21 protein-coding genes are annotated in these 15,720 nt (G+C 35.7%); 12 read left to right on the top strand and 9 right to left on the bottom strand.

All coding sequences use genetic code 11. The features are described 5' to 3' along the window. The first annotated feature begins 3 nt into the window (after window positions 1-3). From FLS47_RS09245 to FLS47_RS09235, 3 genes are read left to right on the top strand one after another with little or no spacing between them, the layout of a single operon-like run. Complete coding sequence (locus FLS47_RS09245; protein ID WP_223225205.1) at window positions 4-1,968, top strand: RagB/SusD family nutrient uptake outer membrane protein; 1,965 nt, start codon at window positions 4-6, stop codon at window positions 1,966-1,968. Between the two features lie 18 nt (window positions 1,969-1,986). Then, window positions 1,987-3,189 (top strand): DUF5000 domain-containing lipoprotein, encoded by a 1,203-nt coding sequence (locus FLS47_RS09240; protein WP_149914089.1) that lies wholly within the window; start codon window positions 1,987-1,989, stop codon window positions 3,187-3,189. Between the two features lie 10 nt (window positions 3,190-3,199). Then, window positions 3,200-4,429 (top strand): DUF4998 domain-containing protein, encoded by a 1,230-nt coding sequence (locus tag FLS47_RS09235; RefSeq protein ID WP_149914088.1) that lies wholly within the window; start codon window positions 3,200-3,202, stop codon window positions 4,427-4,429. A gap of 60 nt (window positions 4,430-4,489) precedes the next feature. Here the strand turns inward: FLS47_RS09235 and FLS47_RS09230 are convergent, their stop codons facing one another. Beyond that, a complete protein-coding gene (locus FLS47_RS09230; protein ID WP_149914087.1) occupies window positions 4,490-5,791 on the bottom strand; it encodes a M20/M25/M40 family metallo-hydrolase in 1,302 nt (433 codons plus the stop codon). A gap of 91 nt (window positions 5,792-5,882) precedes the next feature. On the opposite strand from FLS47_RS09230, the gene FLS47_RS09225 reads away from it, so the two are divergent. From FLS47_RS09225 to FLS47_RS09215, 3 genes are all read left to right on the top strand, one after another. After that, window positions 5,883-6,197, top strand: a complete 315-nt coding sequence (locus FLS47_RS09225; RefSeq protein WP_149914086.1) for a rhodanese-like domain-containing protein — start codon at window positions 5,883-5,885, stop codon at window positions 6,195-6,197. A 91-nt stretch (window positions 6,198-6,288) separates the two neighbouring features. Next, a complete protein-coding gene (locus FLS47_RS09220) occupies window positions 6,289-6,588 on the top strand; it encodes a hypothetical protein (protein ID WP_149914085.1) in 300 nt (99 codons plus the stop codon). Further along, window positions 6,588-6,818, top strand: a complete 231-nt coding sequence (locus FLS47_RS09215; protein ID WP_149914084.1) for a DUF6358 family protein — start codon at window positions 6,588-6,590, stop codon at window positions 6,816-6,818. The genes FLS47_RS09220 and FLS47_RS09215 overlap by 1 nt, the downstream gene beginning before the upstream one ends. 42 nt (window positions 6,819-6,860) lie before the next feature. Here the strand turns inward: FLS47_RS09215 and gcvT are convergent, their stop codons facing one another. The 5 genes from gcvT to FLS47_RS09190 all read right to left on the bottom strand — a co-directional run bounded on the left by gcvT (window position 6,861) and on the right by FLS47_RS09190 (window position 10,353). After that, window positions 6,861-7,940 carry a glycine cleavage system aminomethyltransferase GcvT gene (gene gcvT / locus FLS47_RS09210; protein ID WP_149914106.1) on the bottom strand — a complete coding sequence of 360 codons (1,080 nt, stop codon included), beginning with the start codon at window positions 7,938-7,940 and terminating at the stop codon, window positions 6,861-6,863. 124 nt (window positions 7,941-8,064) lie between these two features. Then, window positions 8,065-8,757 (bottom strand): pseudouridine synthase, encoded by a 693-nt coding sequence (locus FLS47_RS09205; RefSeq protein WP_149914083.1) that lies wholly within the window; start codon window positions 8,755-8,757, stop codon window positions 8,065-8,067. Then, window positions 8,757-9,125 carry a hypothetical protein gene (locus FLS47_RS09200; protein WP_149914082.1) on the bottom strand — a complete coding sequence of 123 codons (369 nt, stop codon included), beginning with the start codon at window positions 9,123-9,125 and terminating at the stop codon, window positions 8,757-8,759. Before FLS47_RS09200 ends, FLS47_RS09205 begins: the two co-directional genes overlap by 1 nt. 24 nt (window positions 9,126-9,149) lie before the next feature. Beyond that, the gene (locus tag FLS47_RS09195) at window positions 9,150-9,638 is read right to left on the bottom strand and encodes a DUF4112 domain-containing protein (protein WP_223225204.1); all 489 of its coding nucleotides are present in this window, start codon (window positions 9,636-9,638) and stop codon (window positions 9,150-9,152) included. Between the two features lies 1 nt (window position 9,639). Beyond that, window positions 9,640-10,353 carry an SIMPL domain-containing protein gene (locus FLS47_RS09190; protein ID WP_149914081.1) on the bottom strand — a complete coding sequence of 238 codons (714 nt, stop codon included), beginning with the start codon at window positions 10,351-10,353 and terminating at the stop codon, window positions 9,640-9,642. Window positions 10,354-10,491: 138 nt separating this feature from the next. Here FLS47_RS09190 and FLS47_RS09185 point away from each other — a divergent pair, with 138 nt between their 5' ends. After that, window positions 10,492-10,683, top strand: a complete 192-nt coding sequence (locus FLS47_RS09185; RefSeq protein WP_149914080.1) for a cold-shock protein — start codon at window positions 10,492-10,494, stop codon at window positions 10,681-10,683. A gap of 61 nt (window positions 10,684-10,744) precedes the next feature. On the opposite strand, the gene FLS47_RS09180 is transcribed toward FLS47_RS09185, so the two are convergent. Continuing rightward, window positions 10,745-11,032 (bottom strand): hypothetical protein, encoded by a 288-nt coding sequence (locus FLS47_RS09180; protein ID WP_149914079.1) that lies wholly within the window; start codon window positions 11,030-11,032, stop codon window positions 10,745-10,747. 71 nt (window positions 11,033-11,103) lie between these two features. Next, complete coding sequence (recO, locus tag FLS47_RS09175) at window positions 11,104-11,826, bottom strand: DNA repair protein RecO (RefSeq protein ID WP_149914078.1); 723 nt, start codon at window positions 11,824-11,826, stop codon at window positions 11,104-11,106. Between the two features lie 307 nt (window positions 11,827-12,133). Here recO and rpmB point away from each other — a divergent pair, with 307 nt between their 5' ends. The 5 genes from rpmB to rimO all read left to right on the top strand — a co-directional run bounded on the left by rpmB (window position 12,134) and on the right by rimO (window position 15,392). Then, window positions 12,134-12,367 (top strand): 50S ribosomal protein L28, encoded by a 234-nt coding sequence (gene rpmB / locus FLS47_RS09170; protein ID WP_149914077.1) that lies wholly within the window; start codon window positions 12,134-12,136, stop codon window positions 12,365-12,367. Between the two features lie 70 nt (window positions 12,368-12,437). Continuing rightward, window positions 12,438-12,620: a 50S ribosomal protein L33 gene (gene rpmG, locus FLS47_RS09165; protein WP_002998409.1), complete on the top strand. Its 183-nt coding sequence runs from the start codon at window positions 12,438-12,440 to the stop codon at window positions 12,618-12,620. 48 nt (window positions 12,621-12,668) lie between these two features. Then, window positions 12,669-12,830 (top strand): DUF4295 domain-containing protein, encoded by a 162-nt coding sequence (locus FLS47_RS09160; protein ID WP_149914076.1) that lies wholly within the window; start codon window positions 12,669-12,671, stop codon window positions 12,828-12,830. A gap of 145 nt (window positions 12,831-12,975) precedes the next feature. Next, window positions 12,976-13,938 carry a signal recognition particle-docking protein FtsY gene (gene ftsY, locus FLS47_RS09155; RefSeq protein ID WP_149914075.1) on the top strand — a complete coding sequence of 321 codons (963 nt, stop codon included), beginning with the start codon at window positions 12,976-12,978 and terminating at the stop codon, window positions 13,936-13,938. A 119-nt stretch (window positions 13,939-14,057) separates the two neighbouring features. After that, window positions 14,058-15,392, top strand: a complete 1,335-nt coding sequence (gene rimO, locus FLS47_RS09150; RefSeq protein WP_149914074.1) for a 30S ribosomal protein S12 methylthiotransferase RimO — start codon at window positions 14,058-14,060, stop codon at window positions 15,390-15,392. Window positions 15,393-15,567: 175 nt separating this feature from the next. Here the strand turns inward: rimO and FLS47_RS09145 are convergent. Further along, a partial coding sequence (locus tag FLS47_RS09145; RefSeq protein ID WP_188347398.1) for a transposase occupies window positions 15,568-15,720 on the bottom strand: 153 nt, incomplete at its 5' end.

The following is a 15,720-nucleotide window of genomic DNA, read 5'->3' as shown; positions in this document are numbered from 1 at the left end:
ATTATGAAAATTAAGGAAATAAAGGGCAATGCCAAAGTGGGTATTTCAGTAGTATGCATTTCCATGTCCGTACTTTTTAATTCGTGTTCTAAATTTTTGGATATCATACCTGACAACGTATCAGTAATTGAGCATGCTTTTAAACTACGTACAGAAGCTGAGAAATATTTATTCACCTGTTATTCTTATTTGCCCAAAAATGGTGATGGATGGTTTAATGCAGGCATTATGGGAGGAGACGAGATATGGTTACCACAAAATGACCAAGCGCATTGGCATCCAGCCTTTCGTATTGCGCAAGGTATGCAGAATGTTGGTCAACCCTTATTTAATGAATGGGGAGGTGACCAAAAAGGCGGTGATGGACGATTTAATTACTTGCGTATGTGGCAGGCAATTAGACATTGCAATATCTTCTTGGAAAATATTAAGAATACGAATGTTGTTCCGGATTTGCCTATTGCCGAACGCGAAAGATGGACCGGTGAAGTAGAATTTTTGAAGGCATACTATCATTTTTACTTGATGCGTATGTATGGACCTATTCCAATTGTGGATGAGAATGCCCCTGAATCTGCTGAACCAGAAGATTTGTATTACAAAAGAAAGCCGATTGATGATGTAGTGAATTTCATCTCTGATTTATTAGATCAGTCTGCAGAGAAATTACCGGAACGTATTATCGATGAGAATACGGAATTAGGTCGTGCTACGAAGTCTATAGCATTAGCAATCAAAGCCCGATTATGGATGTTGGCCGCATCTCCATTATTTAATGGAAATCCAGATTATGCATCATTCGTTGATAAAGACGGAATTCAGTTAGTGAATACAACGGTTGATCCTACAAAATGGGAAAAGGCAAAAGATGCTGTGAAAGCTGCAATTGAAATGGCTGAGGCAAATAATGCACAGCTATATGAATACACCAATGACCGATATAATCTAAGCACGGAAACCAAGACGCAGCTCAACATTCGTAATGCTGTGACAGAGCGATGGGGTGATGAAGTGGTATGGGGGCTTTCCAATAGTTATTTTGTAAATGAAGCTTTGTGTATGCCACCGATGGCTAGGGGTGTAAATGTCGATAGATTCCAATTACAAGGCGTTTGGGGAGCACCAATTAAGGTTGCTAAGCAATTTTATACCAAAAATGGTGTACCAATTGAGGAAGATAAAACATTAGACTTTAGTAATTACATGACTACTCGTGCGGCAGTAAGTACTGAACGTTTTTACATAGAGCCTGGGTATGTGACGGCAAGGTTGAATTACGACCGTGAGCCACGTTTCTATGCGAGTTTGGGTTTTGATGGTGGACGTTGGTACATGAAAGATGGTGCTAGTTCAGGTTCGGACGAGAATAGCATGTATGTACAAGCCAAAAATGCCGAGCGTTCGGGAGTTGGTCACTTTACCAACTGGAACGAAACAGGATATTTCATCAAAAAACTGGTTCACTGGGAATCAACTACGAATTCAAACAACGCACCTACTTGGAAAGCTTATCCTTGGCCCGAAGTTCGTCTAGCAGAGCTTTATTTAAGTTATGCTGAAGCATTGAACGAGGTGAATGGTGGATCCACTGAAGCAATTTCGTACATAGATAAAATTCGTGAGCGTGCAGGTTTGCAAGGTGTAGTTACATCATGGACGAATTTTTCCAAATCACCTACTAAATTTCAATCAAAAGAAGGTTTACGTTCAATTATTCAACGCGAACGACTTATCGAACTTGCTTTTGAAGGACAACGTTTTTGGGATTTGAAGCGTTGGAAGCTGTCTTCGGAATATTTGAATCAAGATATTACAGGATTTTCAATTTCAGGAAAGACTGCTGCGACTTATAATGTGGAACGAACCGTTTTCAATCAGACATTTATTTCGCCAAGGGATTATTTGTGGCCTATTGGAAATTACGAGACGCGACGAAATCCTTTGCTAGTAGAAAACCCAGGTTGGTAATCAAAAAATATTAAATGTATGAAATCAAATAGAATAAACATATTTCTAGTCATGCTGAGTGCATTATTTGCCTTTGCATGTACCAAACAAATTGAATACAGAGAGCCTGTTGGTAATGAGACTGATAAACCAGGAGTCGTTTCAAATATACGTGTAATAAATCAGGAGGGGAAAGCACAAATTATATATGATTTGCCTAGCTCTCCGAATTTAATGTACGTAAAGGCTATTTATAAAATTAATACAGGTCAAGAAGTGGAAGTAAAATCGTCTATCTACAAAGATACGATTGTGGTAGCTGGTTTTGCTGATACCGAAGAGCATGAGGTGAAATTGTATGCAGTAAGCCGTAATGAAGTCCTATCTGATCCGGTATCAGTAAAAGTAAAACCTTTGGAAGCTCCTTTTTGGAAAGTGTTCAACTCTTTAGAAATTTCCAATGCTTTCGGTGGATATAATCTTACAGCTAAAAATTCTTCTCGTGATAATGTCGCAATCATTGTCATGAAAAAGAATGTTTTCAATGAGTACGAACGTGATAATCAAAAATCTGTTTATACCAAGACCGACAGTATTATCTCCAAGATTAGAGGGTTAGATACTTTAGAACAAGAATTTGCTATTTATGTCCGAGATAACTGGGGAAATAATTCAGATACATTGTACACCAAAGTAAAACCTTTCTACGAAGAACAAATGGATCCAGGTAAATTTAGAGCTTTTGTACTTCCGGGAGATGCGCCACAAGTAACTAATGGTGCACGACTTGAATATGCTTGGGATGGTCTATTAGGATGGCCTAATACAAGTTTTACCCATCAAATCAACGGTGGTAATCAGCCACATATGATTACATTTGATATGGGTGTATCTGCCAAGATTAGTCGTTTTTGGATTCGTCCATTTCCAGAAGGAACTAGATATTATTTTCTTTCTACGATGAAGCGATTTGAAATTTATGGATCAAATAGTCCAAATCTTAATGGAGCATTAGACGATTCTTGGATACTATTAGGAAGTTATGAAGTCATTAAACCATCTGGGCTTCCATATGGGACGGATAATGCAGAGGATCAAGCTACTGCTGCGGCAGGATTTAATTGGGAAGTTGACCTCAATTCACCTAAAGTGAGATATATCCGAATTAGATGTTTAGAAAATTTCGCTGGAGGTACTGCACAAAATATCAATGAGATTAAAGTATATGGTACTACTTTATAGATAATGAGTTATGATTAAGATAAATAGAACACATACAATAAGGCTAATCTTTGTGCTTACTCTTATTTCAACCTTTATATCTTGTGCCAAATGGGATGAGTTTAAGGAATATATTAAGGACGGTGAGGTAGTATATGTGGGGAAGCTTGATTCGGTGAAAGTCTTTTCGGGTAACGAACGTATATTAGTCCAAGCACAAGTTAAACCCGATCCAAAGATCAAAAAAGCTTTAATGAAGTGGAACGATGGCAAGGATTCTGTAATATTGGATATTACGCATAATAGCGTATTGGAACATTATATTCCAATGGCGGAAGGAATTGTTAGTTTAGAATTGTTTACCATTGATGACAAAGGTAATAGATCAGTTGCTGTTCCAGCAATTGGAAGAGCGTATGGTCCTCGTTACAGCGCGGGTCTTTCGAATAAATTAATTGCAAGTGCTACTATTGACAATGATAATAAAGCTATAATTGATTGGCAAGAGATGGACTTATCTGCTGGACCTATTGGAACTCAAGTCCAATATGAATCAAGTACCGGAGCAAAAACTATTCTTGTGCCCGTAGATCAGTTACACACTGTAATCTCGGACCTAGCGGCCACGACAAAGTCTGTTTCTTATAGAACTTTGTTTTTACCTCAAAAAACAAGCATAGATACCTTCTATACAGATTTTAGTGCAATAGGATTAGCCAAAGATGTAACTTCTGAGTATTTAAAGAATTACAAAAATCCTGTTACTACCATTGCGCGATCAGGAAGATGGGCTATTCCAGCGGATTGGGTTACGAATACTGCTGTTCATAATTTTAGAGATGGTTCAGGAGCTTATTTTGGTGGGGTAGACTATGATTTTGGTGGTCCTTTCTTAGCTATGGAAGCAGGATGGTCAGGAAATAATATGTCAACTATTACCAATGGAAAGATTTACCAAACTGTAACTTTACCACCTGGGAATTATACTTTTGAAATGGATATTCCAGATTGTACTGCTGGTGGTGATTTTTATACTGTTGCAGCACTTGGCGGTGAAATACCGAATACTGAAAATGTTTCGTCGGCATTAGGATTTTTGAAGACAAATTCTCCAGGAACTCATGCACTTAAGTTTACACTTTTGGAACCAAAACAAGTTTCTTTGGGGTTCGTAGGTAATTTGGAAAATAAAGGTGGTGGTGATGGAACTTTCTGGCGTATTAATGCCGTAAGGTTAAAACAAATTGTAATTGTTCAATAAATACCATTGTTAAATGATAAAGAACCTCCAAGCGAAAGCTTGGAGGTTCTTTATTATCAATTAGTCTTTCAATTTTTCTACTCGACTAGGTGTTTGTTTGCCATTCACAATTTCTTCCGCGCCAAGTGCTATTGCTTCTATACTGGATGTAATATTGTCAATATCCAATGTGCTTACTTCATCTTTTACGGTGTGGTAAAAGGTATCTTTATCAATTTGTGAGGTCGAGAAAGTATGTGCAGGTACACCCAAAGCTGCCAATACAGCATTATCACTTCTGTAAAATAAATTTTGTTGTGGATAAGGGTCTGGATGGAATTTGAATGCTGTATTTTTTAAGTTTTGTTGCATTAATTCACCGAGATTCGAACGATCATAGCCTGTCAAATACAATGTATTTGGTCCAAACTTAGAATCCTTACCAATCATTTCAATGTTAATCATAGCTACGACGCTATCCGCATTGATGTTGTTCGAAAAGTATTTAGAACCATACATACCTACTTCTTCAGCAGTGAAAGCGACAAAAATAAGCGTGCGCTCATTGTTTTCTCGTTCTTTGTAATATTTCGCTAAACTAATCATTGCCGAAGTTCCTGAGGCATCGTCATCAGCCCCATTGGCGATAGAGTCTTGACCATCGGCTTGAATAATCCCGATATGATCATAGTGTGCAGAAAACACGACATATTCATTGGGTTTTGATTTTCCAGGAATCACTGCAGCTACATTAAAAAAATCTATTTTTTTAGCCTCATTTTCACTATTAACCGTATATTTTTTAGGGAGGTTACTCGCTAAAACAAATAATTTTGTCGCTCCTTTTGGTTGATTCTCACCAATTACAGTTTCTCTCGAATATATTTTATTGAATCGTGCAATGTACGATGCATACGAAGGATCTACTAACACAATTACATCATCATTTCCTTGAGCTAATTTTCTAAATGTGCTTGAAAAATCGTCTTCTTTACGAATGTGCTTTATTGTAATATCTGAATTCTCATTCCATTCAATCTTTGGATTATTTCCCATTATTAAAAACTCATCTGCAGTCAATTCTTTATTATCAAAAATGACTTTAGAAGAGATTCTATAAATTTTATTCATATGAAATGTCTGGCGAAAATTTGGCTCTGCATAAGGCTCTAATCCTATTTGACGAAATTCTTCTGCAATAAAATCTGCTGCCTTAGCAATATGTGGACTAAAGGCATGACGTCCACCCATTTCGTCTGAAGCTAAGGTGTTTAGAAGCCTTTGTACATAGTTTTTGTCAACAATTTGTGTTGAAGATTGTTGTGCTACTAAATTGAAACCTATAAGTGCAAAAATCACAGATAGTAGTAATGATCTATTCATAGTGTAAAATTTTAATGAAATTAATAAATAAGAGTCGATAATTCACTGAAATAAAGCATAACTATTATATTTGGTTATAAAATCAAAAGACATGAAAGAAGTTACAGTTCTAGAATTAAAAGATATGATGGATCGCAACGAAGAATTTCAATTAATTGATGTTCGCGAGCCTTTTGAATATGAAGTATCAAACCTAAATGGACTAAATATTCCACTTGCTGGAATACTAATTGAGTCTGAGAAGGTAGCAAAAGATATTCCTGTGATCATCCAATGCCGTTCAGGAAAGCGCAGTGCACAAGCGGTGATGCTTTTGGAACAACAAGGATACACGAATCTCGCAAATTTGCAAGGAGGTATCTTGGCTTGGAGAGATGAAATTGATCCAGAATTGGACGTGTATTAATAGCTTAATATACAAAGACCTACAAGGAGGCATTATCAATGCCTCTTTTTTAGTTTAAGGAGTACAATGCATTATTTGTACCTTTGTAGGTATGAAAAATTTGTATCAGCAAACAACTCAAGCATTCTATTTTAGTCTGATATTTTACATAGGTGCTATCGTATTATTCCTGCTGAAAGTTAGCATAGCTCCTATCCTATTTAGTTTTGCGCTGTTGGTGTCGCTTATATGGATTTTTCTTACTATTCGTGAAATCATGTTGTCGGGTCGTATTGCGAATTCAGAACGGTTGTTATTGATTATTTTTATCATCCTATTGAATATATTCGCAGGGCTAGTTTATTTCTTTTTACTTCGTAAAAGGGTCGTTTTGGATCAAAATAAAAAATAATGAAAAAACAATTTGTACTAAATCTTTTGCTGAATCTAGGGATTATCTTTTTGGTGATGAGTGGTATATCTGCTTACCAAAGTGGTAATATGCTTATTCTAGGGATTGCAATCGCAGTTTCGGTTGTGTTGATTTACTTGAAAGTAGTTCTATTAAAACATGTAAAAACAGATTACATCAAAAAACAACAAGAACAGCAATCTGCGGCTAAGAAAAGCAAAAAGGGTTAATCGACATCGATTAACCCTTTTTTATGCTGTAAAGATCTAATGTTATTTTATAAAAGGACCTTTTCTCACTTCCGCTTTTATTTTTTGGTTACGTATGTTTATGTAAATTTCTGTACCAGCTTTAGAAAAAGCATTATCTACATATCCAAGACCGATTGATTTTTTCAATGTTGGCGATTGCGTACCTGAAGTCACACGACCGATCACATTACCCTCAGCATCTACGATTTCGTAATCGTGACGAGCAATACCTCTATCGATCATTTCGAAACCTACTAATTTTTGAGCCGTTCCGTTTTCTTTTTCAGCTTTTAAGTTTTCACTATTCACAAAGTCTTTTGTGAATTTAGTAACCCAACCAAGACCAGCAGCTAGTGGAGAAGTCGTATCGTCAATATCATTGCCATATAGACAGAATCCCATTTCCAAACGTAAAGTATCGCGTGCACCTAAACCAATTGGTTTAATACCAAAGGCAGCACCAGCTTCAAAAATCGCATCCCATACTTTTTTTGCGTCTTTATTCGCTACATAGATTTCAAAACCTCCAGCACCTGTATAACCTGTTGCAGATACGATCACATTATCTACTCCAGCAAATGTGCCTTTAGCGAACGAGTAATACTCCATAGAAGCCAACTCAATCGATGTTAAACTTTGCAAAGCATCCGCAGCTTTTGGTCCTTGTACAGCAAATAATGAAGTCTCATCTGAGATATCTTTCATTTCTACGCCGTACGTGTTGTATTTGCTGATCCAATTCCAGTCTTTCTCAATATTAGAAGCATTTACTACTAATAAATACGTAATATCGTCGATTTTGTATGTCAAAAAATCATCTACTATACCACCAGTTTCATTAGGCAAATACCCATATTGAACTTTACCGTCGTATAATTTGGAAGCATCGTTAGAAGATACTTTTTGTATTAAGTCTAATGCTTTTTCACCTTTCAAGATAAATTCGCCCATATGACTTACATCAAATACGCCCACAGCTGTACGTACAGTTTCGTGTTCGTCATTGATACCAGAATATTGTACGGGCATATTAAATCCTGCGAAAGGAACCATCTTTGCTCCTAAAGAAATATGATGGTCTGTTAAAGCTGTATTTTTCATCATCAAATGGTATAAAAAGTTTTTGCAAAAATAGCTAATATGTTGGGATTTTACGGCTTGTTTTTAATATTATGATAAATATACTAGATATTTGGTGGCAAAAACGAAAATTATTCATCGTTTGTTATTTCGCAACCGTTTGCAATCCTAGTATTTCTAACACTCTTTTAAATTCTGAATTCAAATCAGCTTTAATTTCAATTTTTTCTTCAGTCCAAGGGTGAATAAATGTCAATGCAGAGGCATGTAACAACATAGTGTCCATTTCAAATTTCTCTTTCCACAACTTGTTTTGCTTATTACATCCATGTGGCCTATCCCCTATTATTGGATACATGATATGCGCGAAATGACGACGCAATTGGTGCATACGACCTGTCTCGGGATTTGCCTCGACCAGAGAATAGCGGGATGTGGGAAATTTTCCCTGTGGAACATCAATCTCTGCTGTCGCTAATCGCTTATAATGTGTGATAGCATCTTGTGCTGTGCCATTTTCTTTCAGTAAAGGATAATCAATAATTCCTTCTTCGGGACAGTATCCGCGTAGAACCGCCAAGTAGCGCTTATCCATTTTTTTGTCCTGAAAAAGTGGTTGCGTTTTTTTATCCGTCTCTTTATCCAATGAAAATAAAAGAATACCACCCGTTTTACGATCCAAACGATGCGCGGGATAAACGGGCTGTCCGATTTGATCCCTTAGGAGTTGCAACGCAAATTCAGAAGCATCATTGGCAATTGAAGATCGATGTACTAAAAGACCATGTGGCTTATTTATGGCAATAAGATATTCATCGCGGTAGAGTATGTCAAGCATTATAGATTTTTAAGAACCCCTACTATTTCATCTGCCTTCTTATCAATCTCAGGACTGAGCCACACTTTCGTGAATGCTCCACCCCCTATTGGTGTGTCCTCGCCTTGCCATCTTATTTTTACCAAAGAGAATAAATAGTAATTCGAAATAATCACGTTATTCTGAACAAATTCTCGAACGACTCTATCTCCAAACAAGGTCATGCCTAGCTGTACAGCATCTTGATTCTCGTATTTAAGTTGATCTGCTAGTAGCGATTTGGCTTTCTCTTTGACTACAGATTCTAGCTCTTCTTTTTTAGGATTTGTTAAGATAGCTGTGATCATTATTCCAAAAAGAATTAGCGCAAATATTCGTGTTTTCGACATCTTGATTTAAATAAAAATGTAATATTAGAATATACTTCCTAAAACCGAAAATAGCCATTCGGCTAACACCCACATCAGGTAAAATATTCCGACACACAAAAGTACTATAATAATAAATAGAGTTATCAATAATCCTCGCGCACTACCCTGATGTTTACCTTCGAAATAATGTTCCTTCAGAAGTTTAACATTCTTTTTATTTGCCTTATTGAAAAAATCGAATACATAACCAATTAAAGGTATTGCGCCCAAAATTGCATCTAACATCACGTTAAGAAGCATTTTGACGGCAACCTTGGACCCTGCGCCATTGCGAAGCATGATAACAACAAGTGATAGTGAAGAGGCAAAAGCTATGAATTGTCCAGCATAAGGTATCAAATTCAAAAGAGGATCCAAGCCGAACTTGAACCCTCCAATGCTAAATTTATTGTCCAATAGATTAGACATTCGCTCTATCCAAGCAAATTCCCTTTCTCTTTTTTGTTGAGGCTGATTATTTAATTGTTCCAATTTATTTTAATTCAAAGACACCGTCAATATAACAAGTCAATTTAATTGGACGAATATCTAACGACAATTCGTTTGACTCTGCTCCTGCATTATCCATCATAGCCGTTTTTGCGTACATGCGTGGTTGCGGCATCAGTTCTGCAAAGTTGAAGTTGCTATTGTCATTAATTACCAATACTTTACCAACAGACCCTCCGTCTGCAGCAGCTAATATTTCTGCATTTTGACGTGCATCTTTCACCGCAGCAGTCTTCAATTCTTTTTCCAACTCACGCTTTTGCGTATGATCGTATCCTGATATTGAAGTGCTTTCCAATCCTTGAGGATCTACCTTATCAAGCATTGTGTGTAGGCCATTCAAATTCGTAACCTTAATACGGTACTGACGTGATTGTAGCAATTCGTTGTTCTTTTTCTTATTTTGATAATTATAGCTGTAGATATTTTGAACTGTAAAATCTTCTTTCTTAACACCATTTGCCATTGCTGCATCAAATAATTGTTTTTCTATTGTCTCAATGAAAACTTTCTTTTTCATATTGCCATCCATATAAAACTCTTTCAATGAAATTGAGAGGTAAATAATATCTGGAGTTACCTCTTTTTCGGCATATCCTTTAGTAGCTACTTTGCGAAAAGATTCTATATTAACGGATTGGGCGTTTGTCATTATTATAGTTCCTAATAAAAATGCGATTGTCAATAATTTTTTCATAGATCGTTTGAAATTAATATTTTCTTCATATAACGCATAGACAAAGAAAATGCCACAATGTTTAAGATTAGCCTAAAATAATCTTGTAAAATATTTTTTAAATCTTATCTTTAGGATAAATTAAAATATAATACAGTAATGCAAGAAGGTAAAGTAAAATTTTTTAATGAAACTAAAGGTTTTGGTTTCATAGTACCAGCGTCAGGTGAAAGTGAAATTTTTGTTCACGTTTCAGGACTAATCGACAAAGTTCGTGAAGGCGATGACGTTTCTTACGAAGTTGAACAAGGCCGTAAAGGTCTTAATGCGGTAAATGTAAAAGTTATCTAATAGATTCTAAATATATTTATTGTAAAAAAGCTCGAAATCTTAGATTTCGAGCTTTTTTGTATTATTGATATTGTGATAATCCGCCCATTGCTCCTATATAGGCAGCGAATATTGTAATATAAAAGATTATTGAAATAACAATCATAATCAACATTACGATTAAAGAGCCTTTGGCAAAATTCTTTTTGTTGACATTTCCATTATCGTCAAAAGCCCACACAAGCAACATAATAATTCCAACAAGTGGTATAGCGACAATTATTAATGTAATTACCCAATCTTTTACGCTTAGGGGTTTTTCATTAATTGAGGCGGGAAAACCTGAATTTTCTTGTTCAAATGGATTCATAATTTAGTTTTTTAGGTTAAATAATATGTTTTTTTTAACCAAAAATAATATTTTTTTTGAACTGCTATAATTTAGTGAAATATTTCTTCCAGAATTTGCAATGAATTCACTGAGCCAAAATTTTCTGTATGTAACTTATAGAAGTTGATGATTTGTGATAAAAGATATATGCGATCTTCATGCTTCATTTGTATCAAATGAGAATCTTCGTATGATATATTCAATATCGCGTGAAACATATGTGTATGTGGTTGCTGAAGTGAATATGTATGTGTGGGTGCAAAATTAGTAAAAACACCGTCCACCAAATCAAAATAAGGTAAAGCTTTCTCTGATGCTGTTGGCATATAGCCCAAGAACCGACTTAGCTTCATCAAAAAACAGAGATGAAAATTATTAATCGGCTTATTTGTCTGATCCAACCATAAAATAGACTGTTGTATGAAACTGAAAAGTTGGGAATCGGGTTGTTGCTGTTTTAACACTTTGTATAATATTTCGTTCAGAAAAATAGCTACAGAACTTTTTGCGATATTTAATGGAATTTGCTGAAGCATAGGAGTAGAGGTGGCTTCCTTTATGCGCTGTAAACTACCAGTGTCTTTATAATAAACCACCATATCCAAAAGATGAAGCGGTTGAAACATGTTAACATGAATTTTTGCTTTTGGCTTTCTTGCTCCGTTAATCAAATATGATTGAATTCCAAACTCTTCTGTGAAAAGTTGTGCGACCACACTATTTTCTGAATAGTTCGTAATCTTAAGTGCTATCGCTCTTGTTTTATGCAACATCTAAAGTTAGCTAAGGAATTTTAATATGTGATAAATCACTAAGTAAGTAAATTTTATCCAGGACGTGAAATACTAGTATTTTTTTATAACCAATGTGAATTGTTGAAAACTATTTTAGAGTGTAGGGTGGGAGATGAATTAGAAAAGCTCTACATTTGCTTCTTCCTGCACTTTTTGTATTATTTTTAAAAATAATTCTCGCCATATTGTTGTAAGTTCCAAAAGAAATTTAGATATTTGCAAACTCTTTGCAGAGAGTGCAAAAGAGAATTGGTGTACTAAATAGACAACATTAAAAATAAATATCATGTCAAGAATTTGTGATTTAACAGGCAAAACGGCATTAACAGGTAATAACGTATCTCACTCGAACGTTAAAACTAAGCGTAAGTTTTACCCAAATTTACATACTAAGCGTTTTTACATTCCTGAAGAAGATCGTTGGATCACTTTAAAAGTGTCAGCGTCTGCAATTAAAACGATTAACAAAAACGGAATTTCTTCTGTTATCAGTAAATTTATCAAAAAAGGATACGTTTAATAGATATTCGCCTGTTAATTAAAGATATTCATGAACTATTAGTCCGTGAGGACTAAAATAAAGTAAAACAATGGCTAAAAAAGGAAATAGAGTACAAGTTATCTTAGAATGTACTGAGCACAAAGAAAGTGGTCTTCCAGGGATGTCACGTTACATCACTACTAAGAACAAAAAGAACACAACAGAGCGTTTAGAATTGAAAAAATTCAACCCTGTATTGAGAAAAGTAACTGTTCACAAAGAAATTAAGTAATTAATTTAATGGATTAACGAGAGTTGTCCATCTTAAAAAAAATATACCATGGCAAAGAAAGCGGTAGCATCATTACAAAAAGGTGGTGGTAAAGAATTTACTAAAGTTATTATCACTGCAAAATCTGCTAAAACTGGAGCTTATACTTTCAAAGAAAGTATGGTACACAACGACAACGTAAAAGATGTTGTTGCAGCAGCTTCAAAATAAGCAATCAAGATATTCCTTTTTTAAAGTTTTCCTTTAAAAAAACTGAAAGCCGTTTTGGTATACTCACCGAAAGGGCTTTTTTAGTATGGCAAGATTTCAGTATATTTGGGCTTGATTTTTAAGCATTACTTATCACCAGTATTTCATGGGTTTATTTGATTTTTTCAAGAAGAAACAAGAAGCACCAGAGGCTCAAGAGGCTTTGGATAAGAGTTTGGAGAAAACTAAAGAAGGTTTCTTTTCAAAGATTACAAAGGCAGTCGTTGGTAAATCTACCATTGATGATGATGTGTTGGATAATCTAGAAGAAGTATTGGTTACATCCGATGTGGGTGTGACGACGACTTTGAAAATTGTGGAACGAATTCAAGAGCGTGTTGCACGTGATAAGTATGTCGGTACCGATGAACTAAACCGATTACTGAAAGAGGAAATACAAGCTTTATTAGCTGAAAATAACAGCAATGATTTCGAGAGCTTTAAATACGGGGATCATAAGCCCTATGTTATTATGGTGGTAGGCGTGAACGGTGTTGGTAAGACTACGACTATTGGTAAGTTAGCGCATCAGCTGAAAGAAGCAGGTAATAAAGTAGTATTGGGTGCAGCAGATACCTTTAGAGCTGCAGCTGTCGATCAGATACAATTGTGGGGAGAGCGTGTAGGTGTACGTGTGGTTGCGCAAGCAATGGGATCAGATCCAGCTTCAGTTGCTTTTGACACGATTCAGTCTGCGGTTTCCAATGGTGACGATGTTGCAATTATCGATACAGCTGGTCGTTTGCATAATAAAGTCGGATTAATGAATGAGCTTGGAAAAATAAAAAATGTCATGCAAAAAGTCGTTCCTGGCGCTCCGCATGAGATTTTGTTGGTGTTAGATGCTTCGACTGGACAAAACGCTATCGAGCAATGTACACAATTTACCCAAGCGACAGACGTCAATGCGTTAGCTTTGACAAAATTAGATGGTACAGCCAAAGGTGGTGTAGTCATTGGTATTTCGGATCAATTCAAGATTCCTGTAAAATATATTGGTGTAGGGGAGAAGATCGGCGATTTGCAGCTCTTTAATAAAAGAGAGTTTGTCGAATCCTTATTTAAATAAAATTTTATTTCTGCATCAAGCAAGTAGCCTTTATAGCCTTATAAAGGTTTCTTTTTATCAATAAAGACAATAATTGCGATGGAATCATAATCCATGTTTCATCCAACTCAATCATAATAATGAAAACAAAGCATAGTAAATTCGAACCAGTGATGGTGAAGCCACGAGTGAATGTGGTGACTTTAGGATGTTCGAAAAATATACATGATTCGGAAGTATTAATGGGTCAGTTGAAAGGTAATCAAATTGACGTTGTTCACGAATCAAATAATATCCAAGCGAATGATATAGTGGTTATCAATACTTGTGGATTTATTGATAATGCCAAGCAAGAATCAATTGATACTATTTTACAGTTTTCAGAGCTAAAAGATCAAGGTAAGGTGAATAAAGTAATTGTGACAGGTTGTCTTTCTGAGCGTTACAAACCAGAATTGCAATCGGAGATTCCTAATGTAGATGCTTATTTCGGCACGAATGATTTGCCCGAATTATTATCTACTATTGGTGCGGATTACCGTCACGAATTATTGGGGGAACGTTTACTGACTACGCCTTCTCATTTTTCTTATTTCAAGATAGCGGAAGGATGTAATCGTCCGTGTTCATTTTGTGCAATTCCATTGATGCGTGGTAAGCATGTATCTAAATCTATTGATGATTTGGTAAAAGAAGCAAAATTCTTGGCGTCTAATGGAACGAAAGAATTAATTCTTATTGCACAAGATTTAACTTATTATGGTTTAGATATTTACGGTAAACGTAATCTTTCGGATTTGATGCGTCATTTATCGGATGTCGACGGTATCGAATGGATTCGTTTGCAATATGCATATCCTTCAGGTTTTCCAATGGACATTTTGGATGCTATGAATGAACGTAGTAATATCTGTAATTATTTGGATATGCCATTACAACATATTACCGATAATATGTTGACATCGATGCGCCGTGGTACAACCAAACAAAAGCAAATTGACTTAGTAAACAAAATTCGAGATAAAGTACCGGATATTGCTTTGCGTACAACATTGATTTGTGGTTATCCAGGAGAAACAGAACACGATTTTAATGAAATGTTAGAATGGGTTGAAGAAACCCGATTTGATCGTCTAGGATGTTTTACATATTCACACGAAGAGAAAACACATGCACACACATTGGTAGATGATGTTCCTGAAGATGTAAAACAAGAGCGCGTAGAAGCTATTATGGAAGTGCAACAGGGAATTTCATATGATATCAACCAAACTAAAGTTGGTAAAGAATTCAAGGTGTTGGTAGATAGAGTGGATGGAGATTATTTCATCGGACGTACAGAATTCGACTCTCCAGAAGTGGATAATGAGGTTGTATTAAATGCTAAAGAAAATTATGTGCGTATAGGTGATTTTGTTCAGGTGAAAGTAAATAGAGCAGAAGATTTTGACTTGTACGGGACTATATTGAAATAGAAAATGTAAGGAATCCGATGTAATTAGCGGTGTTCTAAATAGTATTTTGGACACCATTAATGAGGCATCGAATTATATTACGCAAAGGCAATGATTATTAAAAAGTAATTTTTCCTACTAATTTATAAAACGGAGCGTAAAACCCACAGGTCTTTAGCCTGTGGGATGTAAGCGACTAACCCTGATTGAGAATATACTCAGGAATAGTATCAGGAGATGCTTCACCTATTGAACAAACAAAATAACCATCAGACCAGAAAGTATGTTCTTTCCAAAAATGTTTAAATAAGAATGACCTGTGTGGTGAACGCGAAATGTAATAAGTAGA

This window comes from Sphingobacterium cavernae, assembly GCF_008520265.1.
In the GTDB taxonomy this organism is placed as follows: domain Bacteria; phylum Bacteroidota; class Bacteroidia; order Sphingobacteriales; family Sphingobacteriaceae; genus Sphingobacterium; species Sphingobacterium cavernae.
The sequence above is the reverse complement of the archived record's forward strand: the minus strand, read 5'-3'. Positions and strand labels throughout refer to the sequence as shown.

What these genes read in the sequence shown, in the direction of transcription:
- rpmG (WP_002998409.1), top strand. Translation starts at nt 12,438, where the DNA reads ATGGCTAAAAAAGGAAATAGAGTACAAGTTATCTTAGAATGTACTGAG.
- FLS47_RS09190 (WP_149914081.1), bottom strand. Translation starts at nt 10,353, where the DNA reads ATGAAAAAATTATTGACAATCGCATTTTTATTAGGAACTATAATAATG.
- FLS47_RS09230 (WP_149914087.1), bottom strand. Translation starts at nt 5,791, where the DNA reads ATGAATAGATCATTACTACTATCTGTGATTTTTGCACTTATAGGTTTC.
- FLS47_RS09245 (WP_223225205.1), top strand. Translation starts at nt 4, where the DNA reads ATGAAAATTAAGGAAATAAAGGGCAATGCCAAAGTGGGTATTTCAGTA.
- FLS47_RS09225 (WP_149914086.1), top strand. Translation starts at nt 5,883, where the DNA reads ATGAAAGAAGTTACAGTTCTAGAATTAAAAGATATGATGGATCGCAAC.
- recO (WP_149914078.1), bottom strand. Translation starts at nt 11,826, where the DNA reads ATGTTGCATAAAACAAGAGCGATAGCACTTAAGATTACGAACTATTCA.
- FLS47_RS09180 (WP_149914079.1), bottom strand. Translation starts at nt 11,032, where the DNA reads ATGAATCCATTTGAACAAGAAAATTCAGGTTTTCCCGCCTCAATTAAT.
- FLS47_RS09200 (WP_149914082.1), bottom strand. Translation starts at nt 9,125, where the DNA reads ATGTCGAAAACACGAATATTTGCGCTAATTCTTTTTGGAATAATGATC.
- FLS47_RS09240 (WP_149914089.1), top strand. Translation starts at nt 1,987, where the DNA reads ATGAAATCAAATAGAATAAACATATTTCTAGTCATGCTGAGTGCATTA.
- FLS47_RS09215 (WP_149914084.1), top strand. Translation starts at nt 6,588, where the DNA reads ATGAAAAAACAATTTGTACTAAATCTTTTGCTGAATCTAGGGATTATC.
- FLS47_RS09205 (WP_149914083.1), bottom strand. Translation starts at nt 8,757, where the DNA reads ATGCTTGACATACTCTACCGCGATGAATATCTTATTGCCATAAATAAG.
- rpmB (WP_149914077.1), top strand. Translation starts at nt 12,134, where the DNA reads ATGTCAAGAATTTGTGATTTAACAGGCAAAACGGCATTAACAGGTAAT.
- FLS47_RS09160 (WP_149914076.1), top strand. Translation starts at nt 12,669, where the DNA reads ATGGCAAAGAAAGCGGTAGCATCATTACAAAAAGGTGGTGGTAAAGAA.
- gcvT (WP_149914106.1), bottom strand. Translation starts at nt 7,940, where the DNA reads ATGAAAAATACAGCTTTAACAGACCATCATATTTCTTTAGGAGCAAAG.
- FLS47_RS09220 (WP_149914085.1), top strand. Translation starts at nt 6,289, where the DNA reads ATGAAAAATTTGTATCAGCAAACAACTCAAGCATTCTATTTTAGTCTG.
- ftsY (WP_149914075.1), top strand. Translation starts at nt 12,976, where the DNA reads ATGGGTTTATTTGATTTTTTCAAGAAGAAACAAGAAGCACCAGAGGCT.
- FLS47_RS09235 (WP_149914088.1), top strand. Translation starts at nt 3,200, where the DNA reads ATGATTAAGATAAATAGAACACATACAATAAGGCTAATCTTTGTGCTT.
- FLS47_RS09185 (WP_149914080.1), top strand. Translation starts at nt 10,492, where the DNA reads ATGCAAGAAGGTAAAGTAAAATTTTTTAATGAAACTAAAGGTTTTGGT.
- rimO (WP_149914074.1), top strand. Translation starts at nt 14,058, where the DNA reads ATGAAAACAAAGCATAGTAAATTCGAACCAGTGATGGTGAAGCCACGA.